We start from the raw sequence: 17,167 nt of genomic DNA, 5'->3' as shown, positions 1-17,167 counted from the left end.
GCCATGGCCGCGTCTATTCCTTCCAGCGAAGGCGACGACGATTTCGCCGAAGCGCATGACATCAATGTCACGCCCTTCATCGACGTCATTCTCGTCCTGCTGATCATCTTCATGGTGGCGGCGCCGATCTCGACGGTCGACCTGCCGATCGACCTGCCGACCGCCAGCGCCACGCCCCAGAAAAAGCCGGACAAGCCGATCTATGTGAGCATCAAGGCAGACCTCTCGCTGGCGGTGGGCGAGGCGCAGGTCGCCCGCGCGGATCTGGTCCGCCGGATCGGAGAGGAAGCGGGCGAGGCGAAGGATCGCCGCATCTATCTGCGCGCAGACAAGACGGCGGCCTATGGCGAGCTGATGGCCGTGCTCGAACTGATCAAGGGCGCCGGCTATTCCAAGATCGCACTGGTGGCGCTGGAGGCGGGGAAAGGGCAGGCCGCGACAGGAGGACAGCCATGAAGATTTTCTCAGCCGAGCCGCAGCGCCGACTCGCCTGGCCCTGGCTTATCGCCGCGACAGCCGCCGTCTTCCTGCATGGCGGCGCGGTCGCGCTGGGCGCCTTTTGCCTCGCCGACGCCGACGAGGACAGCGAGTTGGGCGCGAACGCGACCGAGGTCGCGCTGGAATTCGAGGCGCCGCATCGTGAACCTTCCTTCCTGCCGCCCGGCCCCGAGGCAGACAGCTCGACCGCCGCCGCCGCCGCGCTCGCGCAGGAGAAGAAGATCGAGGAAAGCGACCTGCCCGAGGCCAAGGCGCTGGACACCGAAGAGGCGGAGCAGCAAGCCGCGCCGGCCCGCAACAAGCCGACCGAGGACAAGCCCAAGGTCACGCAGAACGCGACCGCCGCTTCGGAAGCCGCGCAAGCGTCCGAAGCCGCCGCCGCCCCAAGCTCGCTCGCGGCGCGCGAGTCCACGCAGGCGCGCGCCCCGGCGCCGGGCCTCGGCGAACAGGCGCGGCTCGCGCGCATGACCTGGCAAAAGAAGCTGGTCGCCCATCTCGACCGCGCCAAGCGCTATCCCGCCGAGGGCGGCGGACGCAGCGCGACCGTCGTCGTGCGCTTTCGGATCGACCGCATGGGCCATCTGCTCAAGGCGGAAGCCGCGCCGGGCGAACGCGACGCCATTTTCGAAACGGCGGCGATCGCCATGATGAAGCGCGCCGATCCCACCCCGCCGCCGCCGCCGGAAATCGCGGACAATGAGCTGACCTTCGACCTGCCGGTCAATTTTCGCTCGAAGACGAAAATGTGAAGTCCCTGACGGCGCCAGCGCGATCCTTCGAGCAAATGACGCCATTGTCGGCTATCGGCTCGGGGCGCGCCCTACACCGCCGAGGTTTTCAAAATGGTGATGCGACAATGAATTCGTATCGCCATGATATCTCAGAACGGAAATCCGTAATACAGGCTGAAGTTAATGTAGCCTGGCTGGCCGCGATAAAAGTGGCTTGTCGACCCGTCGTCGTCAAGGATGGTTTCCCCGCCATTATTCTCGACAACCTGCGACCAGTATTCCGTGTTGCTCCAATCATAGTATGTTGCAGAATAAAAACGCGTCCCGAATGATTCCTTCGCAAGGATATGCCCCGGAGCGTAAATCGTGACTCTCGGCGCGGCGGCGGGATCGATTTGATCGCCAATCATGACATTTTCTTCGTTATATTGAGCCCCGTTCGCCTCGTTCCACGCCTTGTCGAGGACGACGCCCAGGGCATTGGTCAGCGTGGCTATGTTTTCGAAAACATAATTGAACCCGGAATCGTAAATATCGTGCACGACCGATAGCGCCGTGCCATCGCGATTGGCGAAATATTCCCGGATGACAGCGCCGTTCACGTCGTAAACGCTCTGATATGCGCTCCAGCTCTGCGTATTGTCATAGTCGTATTGGACGTAGACGCCGCTTCCGCCGTCGTCCTTGTACGCGACGTCTCTGAGCGCGCCTCCGGCAACGTAATCGGCCGTGAAAGTCGTCCACGTCTGGCTATTGTCATAGTCATAGGCGACGGATCCAGCCGTGCCGTCGTGGTTCTGGAAAAAAACGCTCTCCGTCTGGCCGGAGGCGCTCAACGTCGCGTAATAAGCGGCGTAGCTCTGTGTATCAGTCGTATCGAACACCACGGAGGTGTGCGTTCCATCGTGATTGTTGGTGAACTCGCTCGTGGCCTGTCCGCTGGAGTTGATTTCGACCTGAAGCAAGGAATATGGCTTTGAATTATCATAGTCTATTTCATCATACGTGTAGCTTCCATCAGAATTTGCCAACCAATAACCAGTTATCTGTCCGCTCGCAGAGAAATAAGCATTATACCAATTGTAGGGCTGCGCGTCGGCGCCGGTGACCAATGCCAGATAAGACCCGTCCGGATTATAGCCGACCTGATAAGTCATGATCGCGATATCCGCTTCGATATTGCGAATATGATCCTCGCAATCGAGGGTTCTGACAATGCGGAGGATCAATTCGGCGAGGCGGTTCGTTCTCCTTAATTCGAGCGGAGAGCGGAATCCGGGGGCGTCAGGGCGAAGTGATCGCATGAAGTGATCGCATCGAGCGCTACTGCGCCCGACAACAGGTCCAATGAACCTAAATGATTTCCATGAAAAAGCCTGCGCTTTCCCGGCTGCTTTCGGGAGCGGCCTCTTGCCAATTCTTTTCCGACGATGGGATCCTCGCATATTGCGCGAACCCGGGTTCCGCCAGCATCGATCAGGGGCGACTTGCGATGTCGAAGTTTTACACCGACCAGCATCGGGAATTGCAGGACAAGTTCGACTCGCGCCGGATGGCGGACCTGATGGAAAACGCCATCGTCCATGATGCGTTCTCGGAGGAAGAGAGCGCCTATATCCAGTCGCTCGACATGTTCTTCCTCACGACAATCGACACGGCGGGCCGGCCAACCGTCTCCTACAAGGGCGGGGCGCCCGGATTCGTGACAATCACAGGCCCGTCCACGCTGGTCTTCCCCTGGTATGACGGCAACGGGATGTATTATTCAGCCGGAAACCTGATGAACGTTCCGCAAGTCGGGCTGCTGTTCATCGATTTCCAGACGCCCAACCGTCTGCGCGTGCAGGGCGACGCCGAGATCCTGTTCGATCACCCGCTCCTGGAGAATTACCCCGGCGCGGAATTCCTGGTCGGCGTCGCGGTCGAGGCGATCTGGGTCAATTGCCCCCGCTACATCCATCCGCACCAGAAACTCGCGCAGTCCAAATATGTCCCCCAGCCGGACCGCGAGGCGCCCCTGCCCGGCTGGAAGCGATTGGACATTGTGCAGGAGGCGATCCCCGCGCAGGATCGGGCGCAGGTCGCGGGCGCAGGCGGGGAGCTTTCGATGGAGGCCTATGTGGAGCTGCTGGCGCAGGGCAAAGCCTAGACTGCGCCCGCCGTCATTCCGACTCACCCGACTCTTTTGCGAGCAAGGCGCGTTTCCGCTCCACCCCCAGCGATAGCCTGACAGCGAACCGTCATTGCGGATGACGCGATGACAGGGAATGGCCACAGCGAGCTTGTTGGCCGCGCAAGCCCCGACGACGGCGCGGACCGCCGTCGGCGCGCCGATCCGTTCGGCGATTTGCGCATAGGTCGCCGTCGCGCCGGCCGGGATGTCGCGCAGAGCCTGTCAGACGCGGTGTTGGAAGGCGGTTCCCTGCACGTCGAGCGGGAGCTCGAAGCCGCCCGCCGGCCGCTCGACCAGTCCGACCACCGCGGCGACGATCCGCTCGAACGCGGCGTCGCCGCCGATCAGCTTCGCTTTTGGAAAGCTGTCCTCCAGCTCGCGAAGCAGCGCTTCGGGATCGTCGCCCAGCGAAATGGCCGCCACGCCTTTGCCGGTGGCCGCGACCAGAATCGAACCGAGCGAACATTCCCCGATCGCGAAACACATTTCGACGCCCCTGCCGCCGTCGCGGAAATCCGTCGGAGTCATGCCGAGCGCTTCCGACGATCTGGCGTAGAAACGGCCGCTCGAATTGAAGCCGGAGTCGTGAATAGCGCCGGTCACGCTCTCGCTTGTCTTGAGATTGGCGCGGACGCGCTTATGCCGATCGGCAGCCGCGTAAGCCTTGGGCGTCACGCCGGCGACAGCTTTGAAGACGCGATGAAAGTGATAAGGGCTGAGGCCGACGGCCCCGGCGAGACGCTCCAGCGCGGGCGGCTCCTCGGCGGTCTCGATCAAGCGGCAGGCCTGCGCCACTGACCGCGCATGGCGCTCCCGCAACGACGCCAGGTCCGGCTTGCAGCGTTTGCAGGGGCGAAAGCCCGCCGCTTCCGCCGCGCCGCGCGTCGCATGGAAACGGACATTCTCACGCCTCGCCTGCCGCGACGGGCAAGAAGGGCGGCAATAGACCCCGGTCGTCGCCACGGAATAATAGAACCTGCCGTCGAATGAGCCGTCGCGCGCCGCCACGGCGGCTCAGCACAAGTTGTCGTCCAGGGCGGCCTCTATAAACGGCGGCGCATTTTCCATCGTCCGGATCATCGTGACGGCCTTTCCAATCTCTCGGCAAGATAGGCGCGCCCGGTCCTCGCCGCACTCCGGTCCTTGCTCCCTAATCGAAAAAAACCGCGAAGGCGATCGCTTGATGACGGCTTGACAAGGCCGACCCGAATATATAGTTAGTTAGCTAATGATATTGACACTTATCATTAGGCTCATTCCATGACCCCCGAGGCATTCGTCAATAGCGCGATCCTGCTCACCCGCCGCTGGCGGGCGATCATGGACGCTGAACTCTCCCGTTTCGGGCTGACCTCCGCGACCTGTCGCCCCCTGTTCTATCTCGGCGAGCTTGGCGATGGCGTCCGCCCCAAGGATCTGGCGGAGACGCTGGAAATGGAGCGCCCCTCGCTGGGCCAGCTCGTCGACCGCCTGGAGCAGCAGGGCTTCGTCACCCGCCGGACCGATCCACACGACCGCCGCGGCAAGACCCTGCACATGACGCCCGCCGGCCGGGAAATCTACCAATTGACTGCGGATGTCGCGAAACGGGTGCGCCGGGAGCTGCTTTCCGGGGTCGCGGAAAGCGATCTCGCCACCTGCATGCGGGTTTTCGACCAGATCTTCGACAATGCGCAGCGGCTGCAGGATCTGGCGCAGAGCCTCAAGGATAGCGCATGACGCTGGCTGCATCGCCCGTCGCGGCCGATCGCGACGCCAGTTCAGCGCGAGACTGGCCGCATCTGGCGGTCGCGGCCCTGCTGATTGCGCCCATCGCCCGCTTGCGCGCGCTCGCCGCGCATCTTGTCACGCCCGCCGCGGCGCTGCATGCGGCGCGCACGGTGGTCGCGGGCTTGACCGCCCTGTTGGTCGCCTTCCTGTTTCAGCTGGACACGCCTTATTCGGCCTTGACCACCGTAATGCTGGTGGCCAATCCGGTGCAGGGCATGATCCTCGAAAAGAGCCTTTTCCGGCTCGGCGGAACTCTCCTCGGCGGCCTCGCGGCTTTGACGCTGATGGCCTTTTTCGCGCAGGCGCCCGAACTGTTTCTGCTCGGGCTCGCGGTCTGGATGGCGCTCTGCACGGCCGCGTCCACCCTGTTGCGCGGCCATCGGTCCTATGGCGCGGTGCTGGCGGGCTATACGGTCGCCTTGATCGCGCTGCCCGCCGCGGATGCGCCGGAGAGCATTTTCTACGTCGCCATGGCGCGTCTTGGCGCCGTTGGGCTCGGCGTCATTGTTTCCGGCCTGGTCGGCGCGCTTCTGACGGGACATACGGCGCAACGCCGTCTTGACGCCCTGCTGTGGGATCTGCTGGCCGATCTTGTCGCGGTCGGCCGCGCCGCGCTTCAGGCCGGGCCGGGCGGCGCGCTTGCGTCGCGCCTGCACAAGCTCGGGATGCGGCTCGGCGGCCTCGATGACGCGATCCGCTTCGCGGTCGCGGAGACGCCGGAGGTCGCCGGGGCGGCGCCGTCCCTGCGCGCCGCCGCCGCCGCGTTGCATGGCGCCCTGGGCGCGGCGCCCGGACTGCGCGACTTTCTCGCTCAACCGGCCTGTTCGGAAACGCAGGCGGCGGGTTGGGCGCGCGAAGCGGATGCGCTTCTCGCCAGGGCCGACGCCGCCTTGGCCCGCCGCGATCCGGGCGCGCTCGAACAGGTGGCGGCGGAATTGCGCCGCCTCTCCGATGAACTGGACGCTCTTTTCACCGGACGCGCGGATGACGCGCGCGACTTGACCGAGGCGACGCTGATCGCCGCAGACAAGCTTGGCGATTTTCTCGACGTGCTGGCGCGGGGATTTGCGGGTTTGATCCGGCTTGAAACGGGTCGCGGCGATGGCGGCGTCCTCCGCAATGCGACGCATCTGGATTGGGCCTGGGCCCGGTTGAATGCGGCGCGCGCCGCCATCGCGGTCCTCGTCGCCGGAACCCTCTGGATCGGCCTCGCCTGGCCGCAAGGCCCCATGATGATGCTGGGCGTCGTCCCGACCATCGGCCTGTTCGCCCTGCGCGAACGCCCGTCCTCGGATCTCGTGCAATTCGCCTGGGGCACGGCCGCGGCGGCGCTGCTCGGCCTGTTCTATCTGCTTTGGGTGCTGCCGCAGATCGACAGCTTCGCCCTTCTCGCCATGTGGCTCGCGCCGCCGCTGGCGTTCGGCGCCGCTGCGGCGACATCGCCGGCGGCGGCCTTTTTCGCGCAGGGCTTCACGGTCTTCCTGATCACGCTGCTCGCGCCCTCCAATCCGATGGTCTTCGATCCAATCGCCTTTCTCAACAACGCCTTCGCGATCACTCTGGGCTGCATCGTCACGGCGCTGGTCTACCGGATCGTGCTGCCGGTGGACGCCCGCCGCCTGAAGCGCCATTTGCTGCGCGAATTGCAGCGCGACTTGTTCGCCGTGCTGCGTTCCAAAGCGCCGATCGACCCGCGCCAATGGGAGAGCCGGATGCATGACCGCATGCGCCTGCTGAGCGCGCGCCTGCGGGCGGCCGATATCGAAGCCCATCCCGCCATGCGCGCCGCCTTCGACGCCCTGCGCCTTGGCCGCGAGGTTTTTCGTCTGCGCATGCTGCTGGCCTCCGACGCCGAGGCGGCGGCGGTCGCCAAAAGCGGCCTCCGGCCCGTCGCCGAGGGCCGGTCCCGCTCCGACGCGCTCGATGCGCTCGCCGCCGCGCGGGCCTGGTTTGAAATCCGGCGATCCGAGCGGCCGGAAGAAGCGGCCCGCGCCATACGGATTGAAGCCGCCCTATCGTCCATCGCCACACTTTATGCGCGCCGCGCGCGCTTCTTTCAGCAGGCGGCAAGCGCATGAACCACGAGCTGAACCTTTTCGGCGTCTATGTCGCGCCCTTCGTCGGCGACCTCTTATTCGCCGCGGTTATTTTCTTCATCTTGCGCGGCCTGCTGGCGCGCGCGCGCCTGTCCACCCGGGTCTGGCACCCCGCCCTGTTCGAGCTTTGCCTGTTCGTCTTCGTTCTCTCAGCAACCGTGTATCTGCCATGAAACCCTTCTCCCGCCTTCGCTCCCTCCTTCGCTTCGGCCTGACCGCCTGCGCGCTGATCGCCGCCGTCCTCGGCGCGACGGCCCTCTGGCGCCATTACATGATCTCGCCCTGGACCCGCGACGGCCGCGTGCGGGTCGAGACGGTCACGGTCGCGCCGGAAGTCAGCGGAAAACTGATCGAGCTCAAGGTCAAGGACAACCAGGCGGTGCGCAAGGGCGACGTGCTGTTCGTAATCGACCCCAGCAATTACCGAATCGCGCGGGACCAGGCGCAGGCGGCGCTGGACGGCCAGAGCCACTCCCTGCGCATCGCCCGGATCAAGGCCGATGGACGCGCGCGGCTGTCCGAACTGTCGGTGTCGCGCGAAGACCGCGAAAGCTATGAAAGCGCCGCCAATGTCGCCGCCGCAGCCACGGAAGCCGCGCGCGCCCAGCTCGAACGCGCGCGGATCGATCTCGAACGCGCCGTGGTGCGCTCGCCCGTCAACGGCTATGTCGTGAATCTGCGGCTGCGCGAGGGCGATTATGTCACCGCCGGACAGCCGGCTCTGGCGGTCGTGGACAGCGATTCCTTCTGGGTCGCCGGCTATTTCGAGGAGACCCAGCTCGCCAGCGTCCATCCCGGCGACAGCGCGCGCTTCACCTTGATGGGCTATCCCGATCAAATCCTGACCGGACGCGTCGACAGCGTCAGCCGAGGGATCGCCGACCAGAACGCCGCCGGGTCCATGGCCGAATTGTCGAATGTGAATCCGGTCTTCACCTGGGTCCGCCTCGCGCAACGAATCCCGGTGCGGATCGCCATCGACAGCGTCCCGCCCGACATCACGCTTGCGGCGGGGATGACCGCCACGGTTGAGGTCGGCAAGCCCTCCACCTTCGCGGACGACCTTGCCTTCGCCATCCGGTTCTGGACCCGGAAATTGTGATCGCGCGGCCTCGGTCGGAAGAGACGATCTCGAAAAAATCGCCCCCTGATGGAAGTCGCGTGACGCGCCTCCGTAAATGGAGACGCTTCCTTCAGGAGCCGCCCGTTGAAAAAATGTCCATCCACATTGCCGCTGTCGTCAGCTGGCGACTATCGGCCTGACGGCTCACGGGCACAGCTTCCATGATAAATATGCGTGACCATGAACGAAATGCCATCACCAAAATCGGATGCGACTTCATACGTATAGTCAATAATTGTTTTGGATTCCGTCAATAATAAATCATGTGTCCATTTTGTCGTTTTATGTTTTCCACGGCTTATACCTTGACAATCATCAGCATCACACGCCATATCTAATATTGTTTGCATCTTATCTGGGTGTATAAGCGTTATGACATCGTCTCTATAATCAAGAATGATTTTGTAAGCGCCATCTGAAACGCCAAGCGCGCTCGGACATGAATGATCGTCGCTATAAATTCCACGCCTTAATCCCGAACATTCTCCGTGGAGATCACATTTCAGTTTCACAAGCCTTGTCGCTGTCGCAGTCGTCTCTGGACCGGGCGCCGCCGGCTCTGACAACGACGTCGGATGATTAGCCATTTTGGCGGATTCCCGTGGGGCGCAGTCCAAATATTGGCGCAACACCCAGCCCGTGGCGCCGGCTTCCGAGAATGTGACATGGCCCCAATCGCCGCCTGTTTGATCTTTTCTCGAAGCGATGAATTGGACTGGATCGCCGTTCTTGAGCCTCTTCAGGATTGAGGCGCCGCGCGGGCCAGCCCTGACGTTCGTCAGACTGTTAAAAGGGTTATTGATGACGCAGGGCTCTGCGCGAGCCCCGCCTTGCAGAACAGCGATCAACAGGACTGCCGGCGCCAAACGCTTCACGGCAACGCCTCCTCCGACGATCACCATTCATATCGCAAAAACGAACGGTTCGGATGACGCATCATTATGGCGGCAATAGCCCCGAGTTTTCCAGACACCTTCAGTAGCGGTTTTCATCTGCCGTTCGAACCGAACGGGCGCCGGACAAAGCGCTCCAAGTCAATATTTTCAAGGAGGGCAAAACGATGGTCGTGTTTTCACCGAGCGCCCTGTCAATCGGCGCCGTCTCCCCCGGCAAAACGGCGGAGCGCTTCCGGATCGGTGATGTGGATGGAGCGGTAGGTGTTGGTTAACCATCCCGCCTCGGAGAAGCGCTTGAGCGCGGCGTTGACCTGCTTGCGCGAGGCGTTCGCCATGACGCCGACCTCGCTCTGGGTCAACGGAATCGGCGCCTCTCCGATCCAGGTGGTGCGCTGAAGCACCGAGGCGATCCGCCTGTCCACGTCGGGTCTTTGGAGATCGTCTATCACGCGGAACAGGATCTCGACCGTCATCATCAGCAAGAGCGCGACATGATGCACCACCGTCGGATCGCGCGCCGCCATTTGATCCATCGAGTCGAGGGGAAGATACAGCATCGTCGTTTTGACGACAGCCCTGATTTCAGCTCGCCGCGGCTTTCGCGTGAGAAAGCAGCCTTCGCCGGTCCAGTGCCCCGGGATCCCGAGAAGGATCAACCGTGGCGTAGCGCCGGTCTGAGCAAAGCTGATGCTAACAGTGCCCGTTACAAGCCCGTAAATTCCGCCCGCAGGATCGCCGAGGCGAAACACCGTGTCGCCCGGAGCAAAGCGCATCAAAACCGAGCGCCGCAGCACTTCCGTCCGGAACGCCTCGGGCACCAACGGCAGCCAGCCGCGTTCGCTCATGATCTGCTCGGCGCGAGCCTTGCTGACTGCCCTCATAAAGGCCTCCCGCTTTGTCCGATTTCGGACAAATACGATGTTCGAGACGTTTATAGTGGCTGCCGTTGCGCCGCAGTCTCGTTGTTCTCGAGTTTAACCAAGGCGAATGGCGTTCGACAACTGCCGCGCGACCAGACGGCGTCCGGAGCGGTGAACTGGGTCGAGGCTTTCGGAGGAGACATGGGGCGCGCCACGATGAAGGCATGATCGCGCCGGAAACGCCGTCGCGCCCCGTGCCGTCATGGCTGCGCCGGTCGTCGTGCGTGTCAAACTCGATCATGCGGCTTTCGCCGACGCCCATCTCGCAGGCGACGCCGCGATCTTCACCGATCAGGGCCAAGCCCGTTCATCTGATCCGCCGCGTGTTCCTTCGGCAGATCCCGATCCTCAGCTCCGTCAACCGATTCTGAGCCGTACAAGCCTCCGCCGGGAGATAACATCATGGCAAGCTCTATTGACATCAACAGACGGGCCCTCCTCTCGTCGGTCGCGAATATTGGTGCGGGAGCCTTGCTTGGATCGACCGCGAGCCCTTCTGCCGCCGAGGCGGCCGAAGTCGATACGCTGCGCTCGATCGCAAAGGAGGCGACGATCTGGGGCTTCCCGCTCGTCGACAATTACCGAATCCAATATTCCTACTTCGTTGATCGTGGCGGCCCCGAGTTCAAGGCGCCCTGGAACACGATCGCCAACACGGCGCGCGTCTACACACCCGAAGACAAGGCGATCCAGACGCCGAACTCGGACACGCCCTATTCCTATATTGGCGCCGACCTGCGTGCCGAGCCGCTGGTGATCTCCGTCCCGTCCGTGGAGGCTGGGCGCTACTACTCGCTGCAATTCATCGATCAGTACACCTTCAACTTCGCCTATGTCGGCAGCCGCGCCACCGGCAATGAGGCCGGCAGCTTCCTGCTGGCCGGTCCGCGCTGGAAGGGGCTCAAGCCCCCGGGGGTGAAGAGCGTAATCCGCTGCGAAACCGATTTCGCCTTCGTGCTCTACCGGACCCAACTCTTCGAGCCGGCCGAATTTGAGAAGGTCAAGGCGATCCAGGCCGGCTACAAGGTGCAGCCGCTCTCGCAATTCCTGGGCAAGCCGGCGCCGGCCGCCGCGCCCGTCATCGACTTTCCCCGCCCTCTCTTGCCCGAGCAGCAGCGCAACTCGGTCGAGTTCTTTCAAATCCTGAACTTCATCTTGCAATTCTGCCCGACGCACGCCTCCGAGCGGGGCCTGCGTTGGCGCTTCGCACGCATCGGCGTCGAACCAGGCAAGGCTCTGGATGTCGCCAAGCTCGCGCCCGAGCGGCGCAAGGCGCTTGAGGACGGCATGGCGGATGCCTGGAAGGCCTTCGCCGCTTTCAAGGCCAGCGACCTCGACACCGGCAAGCGCACCGCGGCAGAGGGCTTCGGAACGCGGACCTTCCTGAAGAACGATTACGTGATCCGCATGGCCTCGGCAGCGCTGGGAATCTACGGCAATTCGAAGGAAGAAGCGCTCTACCCCTTCTACTACAGCGATTCCGCTGGCAAGCCGCTGAACGGCAAGGACGGACGTTATACGCTGCGGTTCGATCCGAAGAATTCGTTCCCGGTCGAGGCCTTCTGGTCGCTAACCGTATATGAGCTGCCGCAGAGCCTGCTGTCGGCGAACGCGATCAACCGCTACCTCATCAACTCGCCGATGCTATCGTCGCTGAAGCGCGATCCGGACGGGCTGGTGACGCTCTATCTCCAGCACGAATCCCCGGGGTCGGACCGCGAGGCGAACTGGCTGCCGGCGCCCGCCGGACCGTTCTGGACGACGCTGCGCCTCTACTGGCCCAAGCCCGAGGCGCTGGACCCTCATTGGAAGCAACCGCCGCTTGTTCGTACCGCCTGACAGAAAGGAAGTGAACATGAGAAAGACGTTCGCACTGGTGGCTGCCGCCGCCATTTCCACGGGCTGGTCCGCCGAGGCGCAGGATCCCCAGCCCAAGGCGACGCCCGTTAATGTCGAGAATTTCGCACGTGCCGAGTCGGACCTTTATTTCGCCGGCATCGTCAAGAACGGCGGCTTCGGCAAGCTCGACCACACTCGGGAGCCCGCGCCGCTCGACAGGCAGACCGTCATCCGCCTCAACCGCGACACCCTTTACTCTTCAGCAGTGTTCGACCTCGACGCCGGGCCGGTCACGATCACGATCCCCGATGCCGGCCAGCGCTTCATCTCGATGCAGGTGTTCGACGAGGATCAGTACACTCATCAGGTTGCTCACGGGCCAGGCGCCTACACTCTGACGCGCGACGCCATAGGCACGCGCTATGTCGCCGTGGCGTTCCGCACGCTGGCCGACCCAGCAAACAAACAGGACATGGAGCAGGCCCATGCCGTGCAGGACGCGATCAAGGTCGAGCAACCGGGCGGGCCGGGCAAGTTCGAGGCGCCGGCCTGGGATCAGGCCAGTCAGAAGAAGGTCCGCGACCTGCTGATCGCTCTCGCCGATACTCTGCCCGACAAGAACCGGATGTTCGGCACACGCGCAGAGGTTGATCCGGTCCGCTTTCTGCTCGGAGCGGCCTCGGCCTGGGGCGGCAATCCCGACAAGGAAGCCATTTATCTCAATGTCGTCCCCGAGAAGAATGACGGCAAGGTCGTATATGGCCTGAAAGTGCCGGCGAGCGTGCCGGTCGATGGTTTCTGGTCCGTCACAGTTTACAACGCTGAAGGATTCTTCACGCCGAATGCCTACGACGCCTATTCGCTCAACAACATCACCGCGCAGAAGAGCGCCGACGGCGGCGTCAACATTCAGTTCGGCGACTGCGACGGCAAGATCCCCAACTGCCTGCCGGTCACGGCCGGCTGGAACTACATGATCCGGCTCTATCGACCCCATCAGGAAATCCTGAATGGCTCCTGGACTTTCCCAGCCGCCGTCGCGAGGTAAGACGGCGCACGGACCGGCGCGATCCGAATGTCGATGCGCTACGCGACTCTCGATGGCGACATCGTGCGACGTGGGCTGCTGTTTCACTCAGATCAGCTCAGGCCGGTCAGCTCAGACGATTTGAAGTTTGGAAAGCTTGAATCTGAATATCGACCTCGGTCCGCGGACGACAAATGAACGTGACGCTGGTCCCGCTGGGGCGGCGGAAGACGGATAGGGCATTTAACTATTCGGCGTGAAAGGGCCCACGGCCGCGCTTCTTCCCCCTGCGGGCGTTTAGCTCCAGAATGACTTCTGCTTTTACGATGGCGATCTGAGCGCCAGCCGCCAAAGAAGCGATTGGCTGGAGATGAGCAATTCCGAGAGTCATGCGCATATTTAAGGTGCTCAAATCCGATCAGAACTGGATCAGCCTTCAAGATCACGATCTCATCTCGTCCAAATCAATCCACGTGTTACGCGCCTCCCGGTTTCCATTTGATCGAGCAGCCGATCGAGGGAATCTGTTCCTGCGGAATTTTATTGTCCGTGGCTACGGCGCGCATTGCTTCGAGCAGTTCGCGCCGCGCTCCTGGCGGAGGCGGACTCGTGCGCCCCTCGTCAAGACGGCCCCGATATTTCAGCTTGCCGTCGGCGCCATAGCCAAAAAAATCCGGAGTGCAGACAGCCCCATAGGCCCGCGCGATGTCCTGCGTTTCGTCGTGAAGATAAGGGAAGGGCAATTTGTGCTGCTTGGCGAACAATTGCATTTTGGGGAAGGAATCGTCGGGATAGGCCGCGGCGTCATTGGAGCAAATAGCCGCGAACCCAATTCCCTCGACCATCATCGTCCGCGCGTCGGCCGCAAGACGATCAATGACGGCGAGCACATAGGGGCAATGATTGCAGATGAAGACAATGACCGCGCCCTTTTCGCCGGCCACGTCGGCAAAACGATAAGTGCGGCCATCGACGCCGGGCAGATTAAAATCCGGCGCAAGGAGGTCAAAGACGATATTGGAGGGACTGGCCGCCATGACAACCTCCCCATTTTAAGGTTTTTGGTGGCGAAAACCGCCAGCCGACACCGCTGATCTCCGGAATCTTGCCCCCAAGCGGCAAGCGGCCAAATGTCTCGAGAAAAGGTTACCCCTTTGCAGGTCGGATGCAACCCTGTCGACCAAACGACCGCAAATTCACCCGACGTTTCTCCGAATTTCTTCCGGCCACTGCCGCCCGACTGCTGCTGTCGCGACGCCATCTCTGGCCGATGCAATTGCGCGCCACCGCGAAACGGTCGCCGCCATCGAACAAGACGATGGTAATAACCGCGATCTGACGCGGGCGGAATACGACGCGATGATGAAGGTCTTCGCTCATCCGGTCAAAGCCATGGCCGATGCGCGGGCCAAGACCGTCTATATCAAAGAGCATATCGAAATGCTTACCCTCGACGAGTGCGAAATTGCTGCGCTGATCGACTCCTTTCTCGTCTGATCGATGAAGCGATGAAAAGCAAAGGCGATGCGCAAGTCTGACGGCTTCACCCATATCCTCGAATTCACGCCCGCGGTGCAGGTGCTGATCGAGGATGCCATCGAGGCGCTGATCCTGCTCCTGGACGAGATCGACGGCGACGCCGATCTGGAGGAAAACTTAGACCAAGAGGATATCGACGAGCGTGAACACGATCCTGCAGACGACGGAATCGCAGATGGCGACGCCGTAGCCGAGTATTTCTGCCGTGTGGAAGCGAACGAGCAGCCGATTCACCTTCCGGGCGGCAATGGCGACTGCCGGCCTTGAAATCTTCATCGACCGCGCCCATCCTGAGATTAATTCGGCATCTTCCCGAGGGCCGAGGAAAATGAGACGCCCGCCACGGATGCACTGGCGGGCGTTTTTTGTTTGCCGTTAATGGACGAATGCGACCGATCCTTACTTGCGACGCACAATCAAAAACCAAGAACATATTACGAATAGAAACCTGTGCGACTCTGTGGACAACTCTATTTTCTCGCTGGCATGGTGCAAAAATAGCAACATTTCGGCAACGCACCCAACGGTTTAGTTGTGCGATGCAAATAGGTTCCTGCATCGGGTGAAAGCCCGGCCAAACCCGAATTCAGCCGCATTCCTGTTGGACATAGCTCGCCGTCTGTTAGAGGCGGGAGCGACAGCATGCGGCTACGGTTGGGAATTTTGGCGACGGCGTTGACGGGAATGATGTTGGGGTCGCCGGTCGAGGCCAACGCATCTCAGGCCGCCAACAAAATTGCTGAGATTTTCAATGTCATCGGCGCCGAAGCAATACCGCCGCAGGTCGTGATCTGGCGCCATCCCCAGTACAAGAGGGGCGATGTCGTAGTCTCGACGACCCACCGCCGGCTTTATTACGTTCTCGGCCGCGGACAGGCGATCGAATATGGCGTCGGGGTCGGTCGAACCGGCTTCACGTGGTCGGGCGTTAAAACGGTCACACGTAAACGCGAATGGCCTGACTGGACGCCGCCGACCGCCATGATGAAACGGAGACCTGACATTCCGCACCATATGGTCGGTGGCGTCGACAATCCGCTTGGCGCTCGCGCGCTTTATCTCGGATCGAGCGAATATCGCATCCATGGATCGAACGAGCAGGACACGATCGGCACGGCGGTGTCCTCGGGTTGTATCCGCATGACAAACCGCGATGTCGTTGATCTCTATAATCGCGTCAAAGTGGGAACCAAGGTCGTCGTGCTCGACTAAGGCCGCGGTTCACGACCCCCTAAGATGATTTTAGGATAGGCCCTCCAGAATAAGGGCGTCTAGTCCGCGCCACGCCGCGCATAGCAAGGCCATGTGCAACCTCTATTCCCTGACCCGGACCCAGCACGCCATGCGGGCGCTGTTCCGCGTCACCAAGGACCTAACGGGCAATCTGCCGCCCATGCCGGGAGTCTTTCCCGACTATCCCGCGCCGATCGTCAGGATATTCGAGGGCGAGCGGGAACTCACGACTGCGCGCTGGGGCATGCCGTCGCCAGCCTTCGCCCTCAAGGGCCGCACGACCGATCCAGGCATCACGAATGTCCGCAACACAGCTTCGCCGCATTGGCGCCGCTGGCTCGGCCCGGCAAACCGCTGCATCGTGCCGTTCACGTCATTTTCGGAATACGAGACCGGCCAGGATGGCAAGAAATCGCCGATCTGGTTCGCCCTCGGCGAGGATCGGCCGTTAGCCTGCTTCGCTGGCATTTGGACGACCTGGACTTCGGTTCGCAAAGCCAAGGAAGGCGAGGTCACTTGCGACCTATTCGCGTTCTTGACCACAGAGGCGAATGCGGAGGTCGCTCCGACCCATCCGAAGGCCATGCCGGTGATCCTGGCCGACGAAGGTGAGGTCGACGTCTGGCTTAACGCCCCGACGCCAGTGGCAATGGAACTACAAAGGCCGCTGGCGAATGGCCTGCTCAAGGTGGTGTCGAAGGGCGAGAGGACGGACGCGCCATGATCCTTTGCTCCTGCAATATGATCACCGACCGGGACGTAAAGGCCAGCGTCAAGCCCTGCGGCCGCCGCGCTGACCGGGCGCGCGACGTCTTCCGCAGCAAAGGCTGCCTGCCCCAATGCGGCCGCTGCATCAAAAACATTCACGCCATGTGCGACCGCGAATGCTCGGCCAAGGTCGAGGGCTCTCCCTCTTCCGGCCTACGCGGGCCGAGACTCGTCTTCGCCACCGAATGATTTTGCTGGGCGGAAGCGGAGCGTTGGCGCGCCGTAACCGCTCCGATCGAGGCTGGCGGCGAACGTGGGTTAGGACCAGCTTCCGAATGCGAAGGCGCCCGTGGCCGGCGTTTTCATCTGCGCGACATGCCGCCAGCGGCTGGCGCCTTATAAGCCGTCCAATCTGGCGGCGACGCCACGGAGCGCCCTCCGCAGCCTGAGCAGACAAACCGCCGAGCGGGGGCGATCGCCAGCACCGGCGTCTCTTGCAGCAACGCCAGGACATCAAAGCTGACCGTGCGCTCGCGATGACATTTCCGGCAATACAAGATCACGCCAGTCAGCCCGAGCTCGACGGCGTTCTCAATCGTCATGGGGTTGTAGGG

General features: G+C 62.3%; 19 protein-coding genes and 1 pseudogene. 15 read left to right on the top strand and 5 right to left on the bottom strand.

Annotated features, from left to right (window positions below; genetic code table 11):
• The first annotated feature begins 3 nt into the window (after nucleotides 1–3).
• Nucleotides 4–456, top strand: a complete 453-nt coding sequence (gene exbD, locus QM467_RS01675) for a TonB system transport protein ExbD (RefSeq protein WP_283364542.1) — start codon at nucleotides 4–6, stop codon at nucleotides 454–456.
• Complete coding sequence (locus QM467_RS01670) at nucleotides 453–1,247, top strand: TonB family protein (RefSeq protein ID WP_283364541.1); 795 nt, start codon at nucleotides 453–455, stop codon at nucleotides 1,245–1,247. The genes exbD and QM467_RS01670 overlap by 4 nt, the downstream gene beginning before the upstream one ends.
• Before the next feature lie 131 nt (nucleotides 1,248–1,378).
• On the opposite strand, the gene QM467_RS01665 is transcribed toward QM467_RS01670, so the two are convergent.
• Complete coding sequence (locus QM467_RS01665) at nucleotides 1,379–2,533, bottom strand: hypothetical protein (RefSeq protein WP_283364540.1); 1,155 nt, start codon at nucleotides 2,531–2,533, stop codon at nucleotides 1,379–1,381.
• A 188-nt stretch (nucleotides 2,534–2,721) separates the two neighbouring features.
• On the opposite strand from QM467_RS01665, the gene QM467_RS01660 reads away from it, so the two are divergent.
• Nucleotides 2,722–3,378, top strand: a complete 657-nt coding sequence (locus QM467_RS01660; protein ID WP_283364539.1) for a pyridoxamine 5'-phosphate oxidase family protein — start codon at nucleotides 2,722–2,724, stop codon at nucleotides 3,376–3,378.
• A gap of 13 nt (nucleotides 3,379–3,391) precedes the next feature.
• Here the strand turns inward: QM467_RS01660 and ada are convergent.
• A pseudogene (ada, locus tag QM467_RS01655) lies at nucleotides 3,392–4,410 on the bottom strand (bifunctional DNA-binding transcriptional regulator/O6-methylguanine-DNA methyltransferase Ada).
• A 252-nt stretch (nucleotides 4,411–4,662) separates the two neighbouring features.
• On the opposite strand from ada, the gene QM467_RS01650 reads away from it, so the two are divergent.
• From QM467_RS01650 to QM467_RS01635, 4 genes are read left to right on the top strand one after another with little or no spacing between them, the layout of a single operon-like run.
• Entirely contained in the window at nucleotides 4,663–5,121 is a 459-nt protein-coding gene (locus QM467_RS01650) for a MarR family winged helix-turn-helix transcriptional regulator (protein WP_283364538.1), read from the top strand.
• Complete coding sequence (locus tag QM467_RS01645) at nucleotides 5,118–7,250, top strand: FUSC family protein (protein ID WP_283364537.1); 2,133 nt, start codon at nucleotides 5,118–5,120, stop codon at nucleotides 7,248–7,250. The genes QM467_RS01650 and QM467_RS01645 overlap by 4 nt, the downstream gene beginning before the upstream one ends.
• Nucleotides 7,247–7,441, top strand: a complete 195-nt coding sequence (locus QM467_RS01640) for a DUF1656 domain-containing protein (RefSeq protein ID WP_283364536.1) — start codon at nucleotides 7,247–7,249, stop codon at nucleotides 7,439–7,441. Before QM467_RS01645 ends, QM467_RS01640 begins: the two co-directional genes overlap by 4 nt.
• Nucleotides 7,438–8,370, top strand: a complete 933-nt coding sequence (locus QM467_RS01635) for an efflux RND transporter periplasmic adaptor subunit (protein ID WP_283364535.1) — start codon at nucleotides 7,438–7,440, stop codon at nucleotides 8,368–8,370. The genes QM467_RS01640 and QM467_RS01635 overlap by 4 nt, the downstream gene beginning before the upstream one ends.
• A gap of 149 nt (nucleotides 8,371–8,519) precedes the next feature.
• Here the strand turns inward: QM467_RS01635 and QM467_RS01630 are convergent, their stop codons facing one another.
• Nucleotides 8,520–9,293 (bottom strand): SH3 domain-containing protein, encoded by a 774-nt coding sequence (locus QM467_RS01630; protein WP_283364534.1) that lies wholly within the window; start codon nucleotides 9,291–9,293, stop codon nucleotides 8,520–8,522.
• Nucleotides 9,294–9,478: 185 nt separating this feature from the next.
• On the bottom strand, nucleotides 9,479–10,168 hold the full coding sequence (locus tag QM467_RS01625) for a Crp/Fnr family transcriptional regulator (protein WP_283364533.1): 690 nt from the start codon (nucleotides 10,166–10,168) through the stop codon (nucleotides 9,479–9,481).
• A 203-nt stretch (nucleotides 10,169–10,371) separates the two neighbouring features.
• Between QM467_RS01625 and QM467_RS01620 the strand changes: the two genes are divergently transcribed.
• Genes QM467_RS01620 through QM467_RS01610 form a run of 3 tightly spaced genes read left to right on the top strand, consistent with a single transcriptional unit; the run spans nucleotide 10,372 to nucleotide 13,094 of the window.
• Nucleotides 10,372–10,578: a hypothetical protein gene (locus QM467_RS01620; protein WP_283364532.1), complete on the top strand. Its 207-nt coding sequence runs from the start codon at nucleotides 10,372–10,374 to the stop codon at nucleotides 10,576–10,578.
• A 31-nt stretch (nucleotides 10,579–10,609) separates the two neighbouring features.
• Nucleotides 10,610–12,046, top strand: a complete 1,437-nt coding sequence (locus QM467_RS01615) for a DUF1254 domain-containing protein (RefSeq protein ID WP_283364531.1) — start codon at nucleotides 10,610–10,612, stop codon at nucleotides 12,044–12,046.
• A gap of 16 nt (nucleotides 12,047–12,062) precedes the next feature.
• On the top strand, nucleotides 12,063–13,094 hold the full coding sequence (locus QM467_RS01610) for a DUF1254 domain-containing protein (protein WP_283364530.1): 1,032 nt from the start codon (nucleotides 12,063–12,065) through the stop codon (nucleotides 13,092–13,094).
• Nucleotides 13,095–13,549: 455 nt separating this feature from the next.
• On the opposite strand, the gene QM467_RS01605 is transcribed toward QM467_RS01610, so the two are convergent.
• Entirely contained in the window at nucleotides 13,550–14,110 is a 561-nt protein-coding gene (locus QM467_RS01605; RefSeq protein ID WP_283364529.1) for a thioredoxin family protein, read from the bottom strand.
• 325 nt (nucleotides 14,111–14,435) lie between these two features.
• Here QM467_RS01605 and QM467_RS01600 point away from each other — a divergent pair, with 325 nt between their 5' ends.
• The 5 genes from QM467_RS01600 to QM467_RS01580 all read left to right on the top strand — a co-directional run bounded on the left by QM467_RS01600 (nucleotide 14,436) and on the right by QM467_RS01580 (nucleotide 16,802).
• On the top strand, nucleotides 14,436–14,570 hold the full coding sequence (locus QM467_RS01600; protein ID WP_283364528.1) for a hypothetical protein: 135 nt from the start codon (nucleotides 14,436–14,438) through the stop codon (nucleotides 14,568–14,570).
• A 27-nt stretch (nucleotides 14,571–14,597) separates the two neighbouring features.
• A complete protein-coding gene (locus tag QM467_RS01595) occupies nucleotides 14,598–14,879 on the top strand; it encodes a hypothetical protein (RefSeq protein WP_283364527.1) in 282 nt (93 codons plus the stop codon).
• A gap of 375 nt (nucleotides 14,880–15,254) precedes the next feature.
• A complete protein-coding gene (locus QM467_RS01590; RefSeq protein WP_283364526.1) occupies nucleotides 15,255–15,824 on the top strand; it encodes a L,D-transpeptidase in 570 nt (189 codons plus the stop codon).
• A 91-nt stretch (nucleotides 15,825–15,915) separates the two neighbouring features.
• Nucleotides 15,916–16,569 carry an SOS response-associated peptidase gene (locus QM467_RS01585; protein ID WP_283364525.1) on the top strand — a complete coding sequence of 218 codons (654 nt, stop codon included), beginning with the start codon at nucleotides 15,916–15,918 and terminating at the stop codon, nucleotides 16,567–16,569.
• Nucleotides 16,566–16,802 (top strand): (2Fe-2S)-binding protein, encoded by a 237-nt coding sequence (locus QM467_RS01580; RefSeq protein WP_283364524.1) that lies wholly within the window; start codon nucleotides 16,566–16,568, stop codon nucleotides 16,800–16,802. The genes QM467_RS01585 and QM467_RS01580 overlap by 4 nt, the downstream gene beginning before the upstream one ends.
• The last annotated feature ends 365 nt before the right edge of the window (nucleotides 16,803–17,167 follow it).

It is taken from the genome of Rhodoblastus sp. 17X3 (assembly GCF_030056575.1).
Taxonomy (GTDB): Bacteria; Pseudomonadota; Alphaproteobacteria; order Rhizobiales; family Beijerinckiaceae; genus Rhodoblastus.
The sequence above is the reverse complement of the archived record's forward strand: the minus strand, read 5'-3'. Positions and strand labels throughout refer to the sequence as shown.

Excerpts from the sequence above, each read along its gene's own strand:
- QM467_RS01650 (WP_283364538.1), top strand. The coding sequence starts at position 4,663 with ATGACCCCCGAGGCATTCGTCAATAGCGCGATCCTGCTCACCCGCCGC.
- QM467_RS01620 (WP_283364532.1), top strand. The coding sequence starts at position 10,372 with ATGATCGCGCCGGAAACGCCGTCGCGCCCCGTGCCGTCATGGCTGCGC.
- QM467_RS01605 (WP_283364529.1), bottom strand. The coding sequence starts at position 14,110 with ATGGCGGCCAGTCCCTCCAATATCGTCTTTGACCTCCTTGCGCCGGAT.
- QM467_RS01625 (WP_283364533.1), bottom strand. The coding sequence starts at position 10,168 with ATGAGGGCAGTCAGCAAGGCTCGCGCCGAGCAGATCATGAGCGAACGC.
- QM467_RS01610 (WP_283364530.1), top strand. The coding sequence starts at position 12,063 with ATGAGAAAGACGTTCGCACTGGTGGCTGCCGCCGCCATTTCCACGGGC.
- QM467_RS01600 (WP_283364528.1), top strand. The coding sequence starts at position 14,436 with ATGAAGGTCTTCGCTCATCCGGTCAAAGCCATGGCCGATGCGCGGGCC.
- QM467_RS01585 (WP_283364525.1), top strand. The coding sequence starts at position 15,916 with ATGTGCAACCTCTATTCCCTGACCCGGACCCAGCACGCCATGCGGGCG.
- QM467_RS01660 (WP_283364539.1), top strand. The coding sequence starts at position 2,722 with ATGTCGAAGTTTTACACCGACCAGCATCGGGAATTGCAGGACAAGTTC.
- exbD (WP_283364542.1), top strand. The coding sequence starts at position 4 with ATGGCCGCGTCTATTCCTTCCAGCGAAGGCGACGACGATTTCGCCGAA.
- QM467_RS01590 (WP_283364526.1), top strand. The coding sequence starts at position 15,255 with ATGCGGCTACGGTTGGGAATTTTGGCGACGGCGTTGACGGGAATGATG.
- QM467_RS01635 (WP_283364535.1), top strand. The coding sequence starts at position 7,438 with ATGAAACCCTTCTCCCGCCTTCGCTCCCTCCTTCGCTTCGGCCTGACC.
- QM467_RS01630 (WP_283364534.1), bottom strand. The coding sequence starts at position 9,293 with ATGGTGATCGTCGGAGGAGGCGTTGCCGTGAAGCGTTTGGCGCCGGCA.
- QM467_RS01665 (WP_283364540.1), bottom strand. The coding sequence starts at position 2,533 with ATGCGATCACTTCGCCCTGACGCCCCCGGATTCCGCTCTCCGCTCGAA.
- QM467_RS01640 (WP_283364536.1), top strand. The coding sequence starts at position 7,247 with ATGAACCACGAGCTGAACCTTTTCGGCGTCTATGTCGCGCCCTTCGTC.
- QM467_RS01645 (WP_283364537.1), top strand. The coding sequence starts at position 5,118 with ATGACGCTGGCTGCATCGCCCGTCGCGGCCGATCGCGACGCCAGTTCA.
- QM467_RS01615 (WP_283364531.1), top strand. The coding sequence starts at position 10,610 with ATGGCAAGCTCTATTGACATCAACAGACGGGCCCTCCTCTCGTCGGTC.
- QM467_RS01595 (WP_283364527.1), top strand. The coding sequence starts at position 14,598 with ATGCGCAAGTCTGACGGCTTCACCCATATCCTCGAATTCACGCCCGCG.
- QM467_RS01670 (WP_283364541.1), top strand. The coding sequence starts at position 453 with ATGAAGATTTTCTCAGCCGAGCCGCAGCGCCGACTCGCCTGGCCCTGG.
- QM467_RS01580 (WP_283364524.1), top strand. The coding sequence starts at position 16,566 with ATGATCCTTTGCTCCTGCAATATGATCACCGACCGGGACGTAAAGGCC.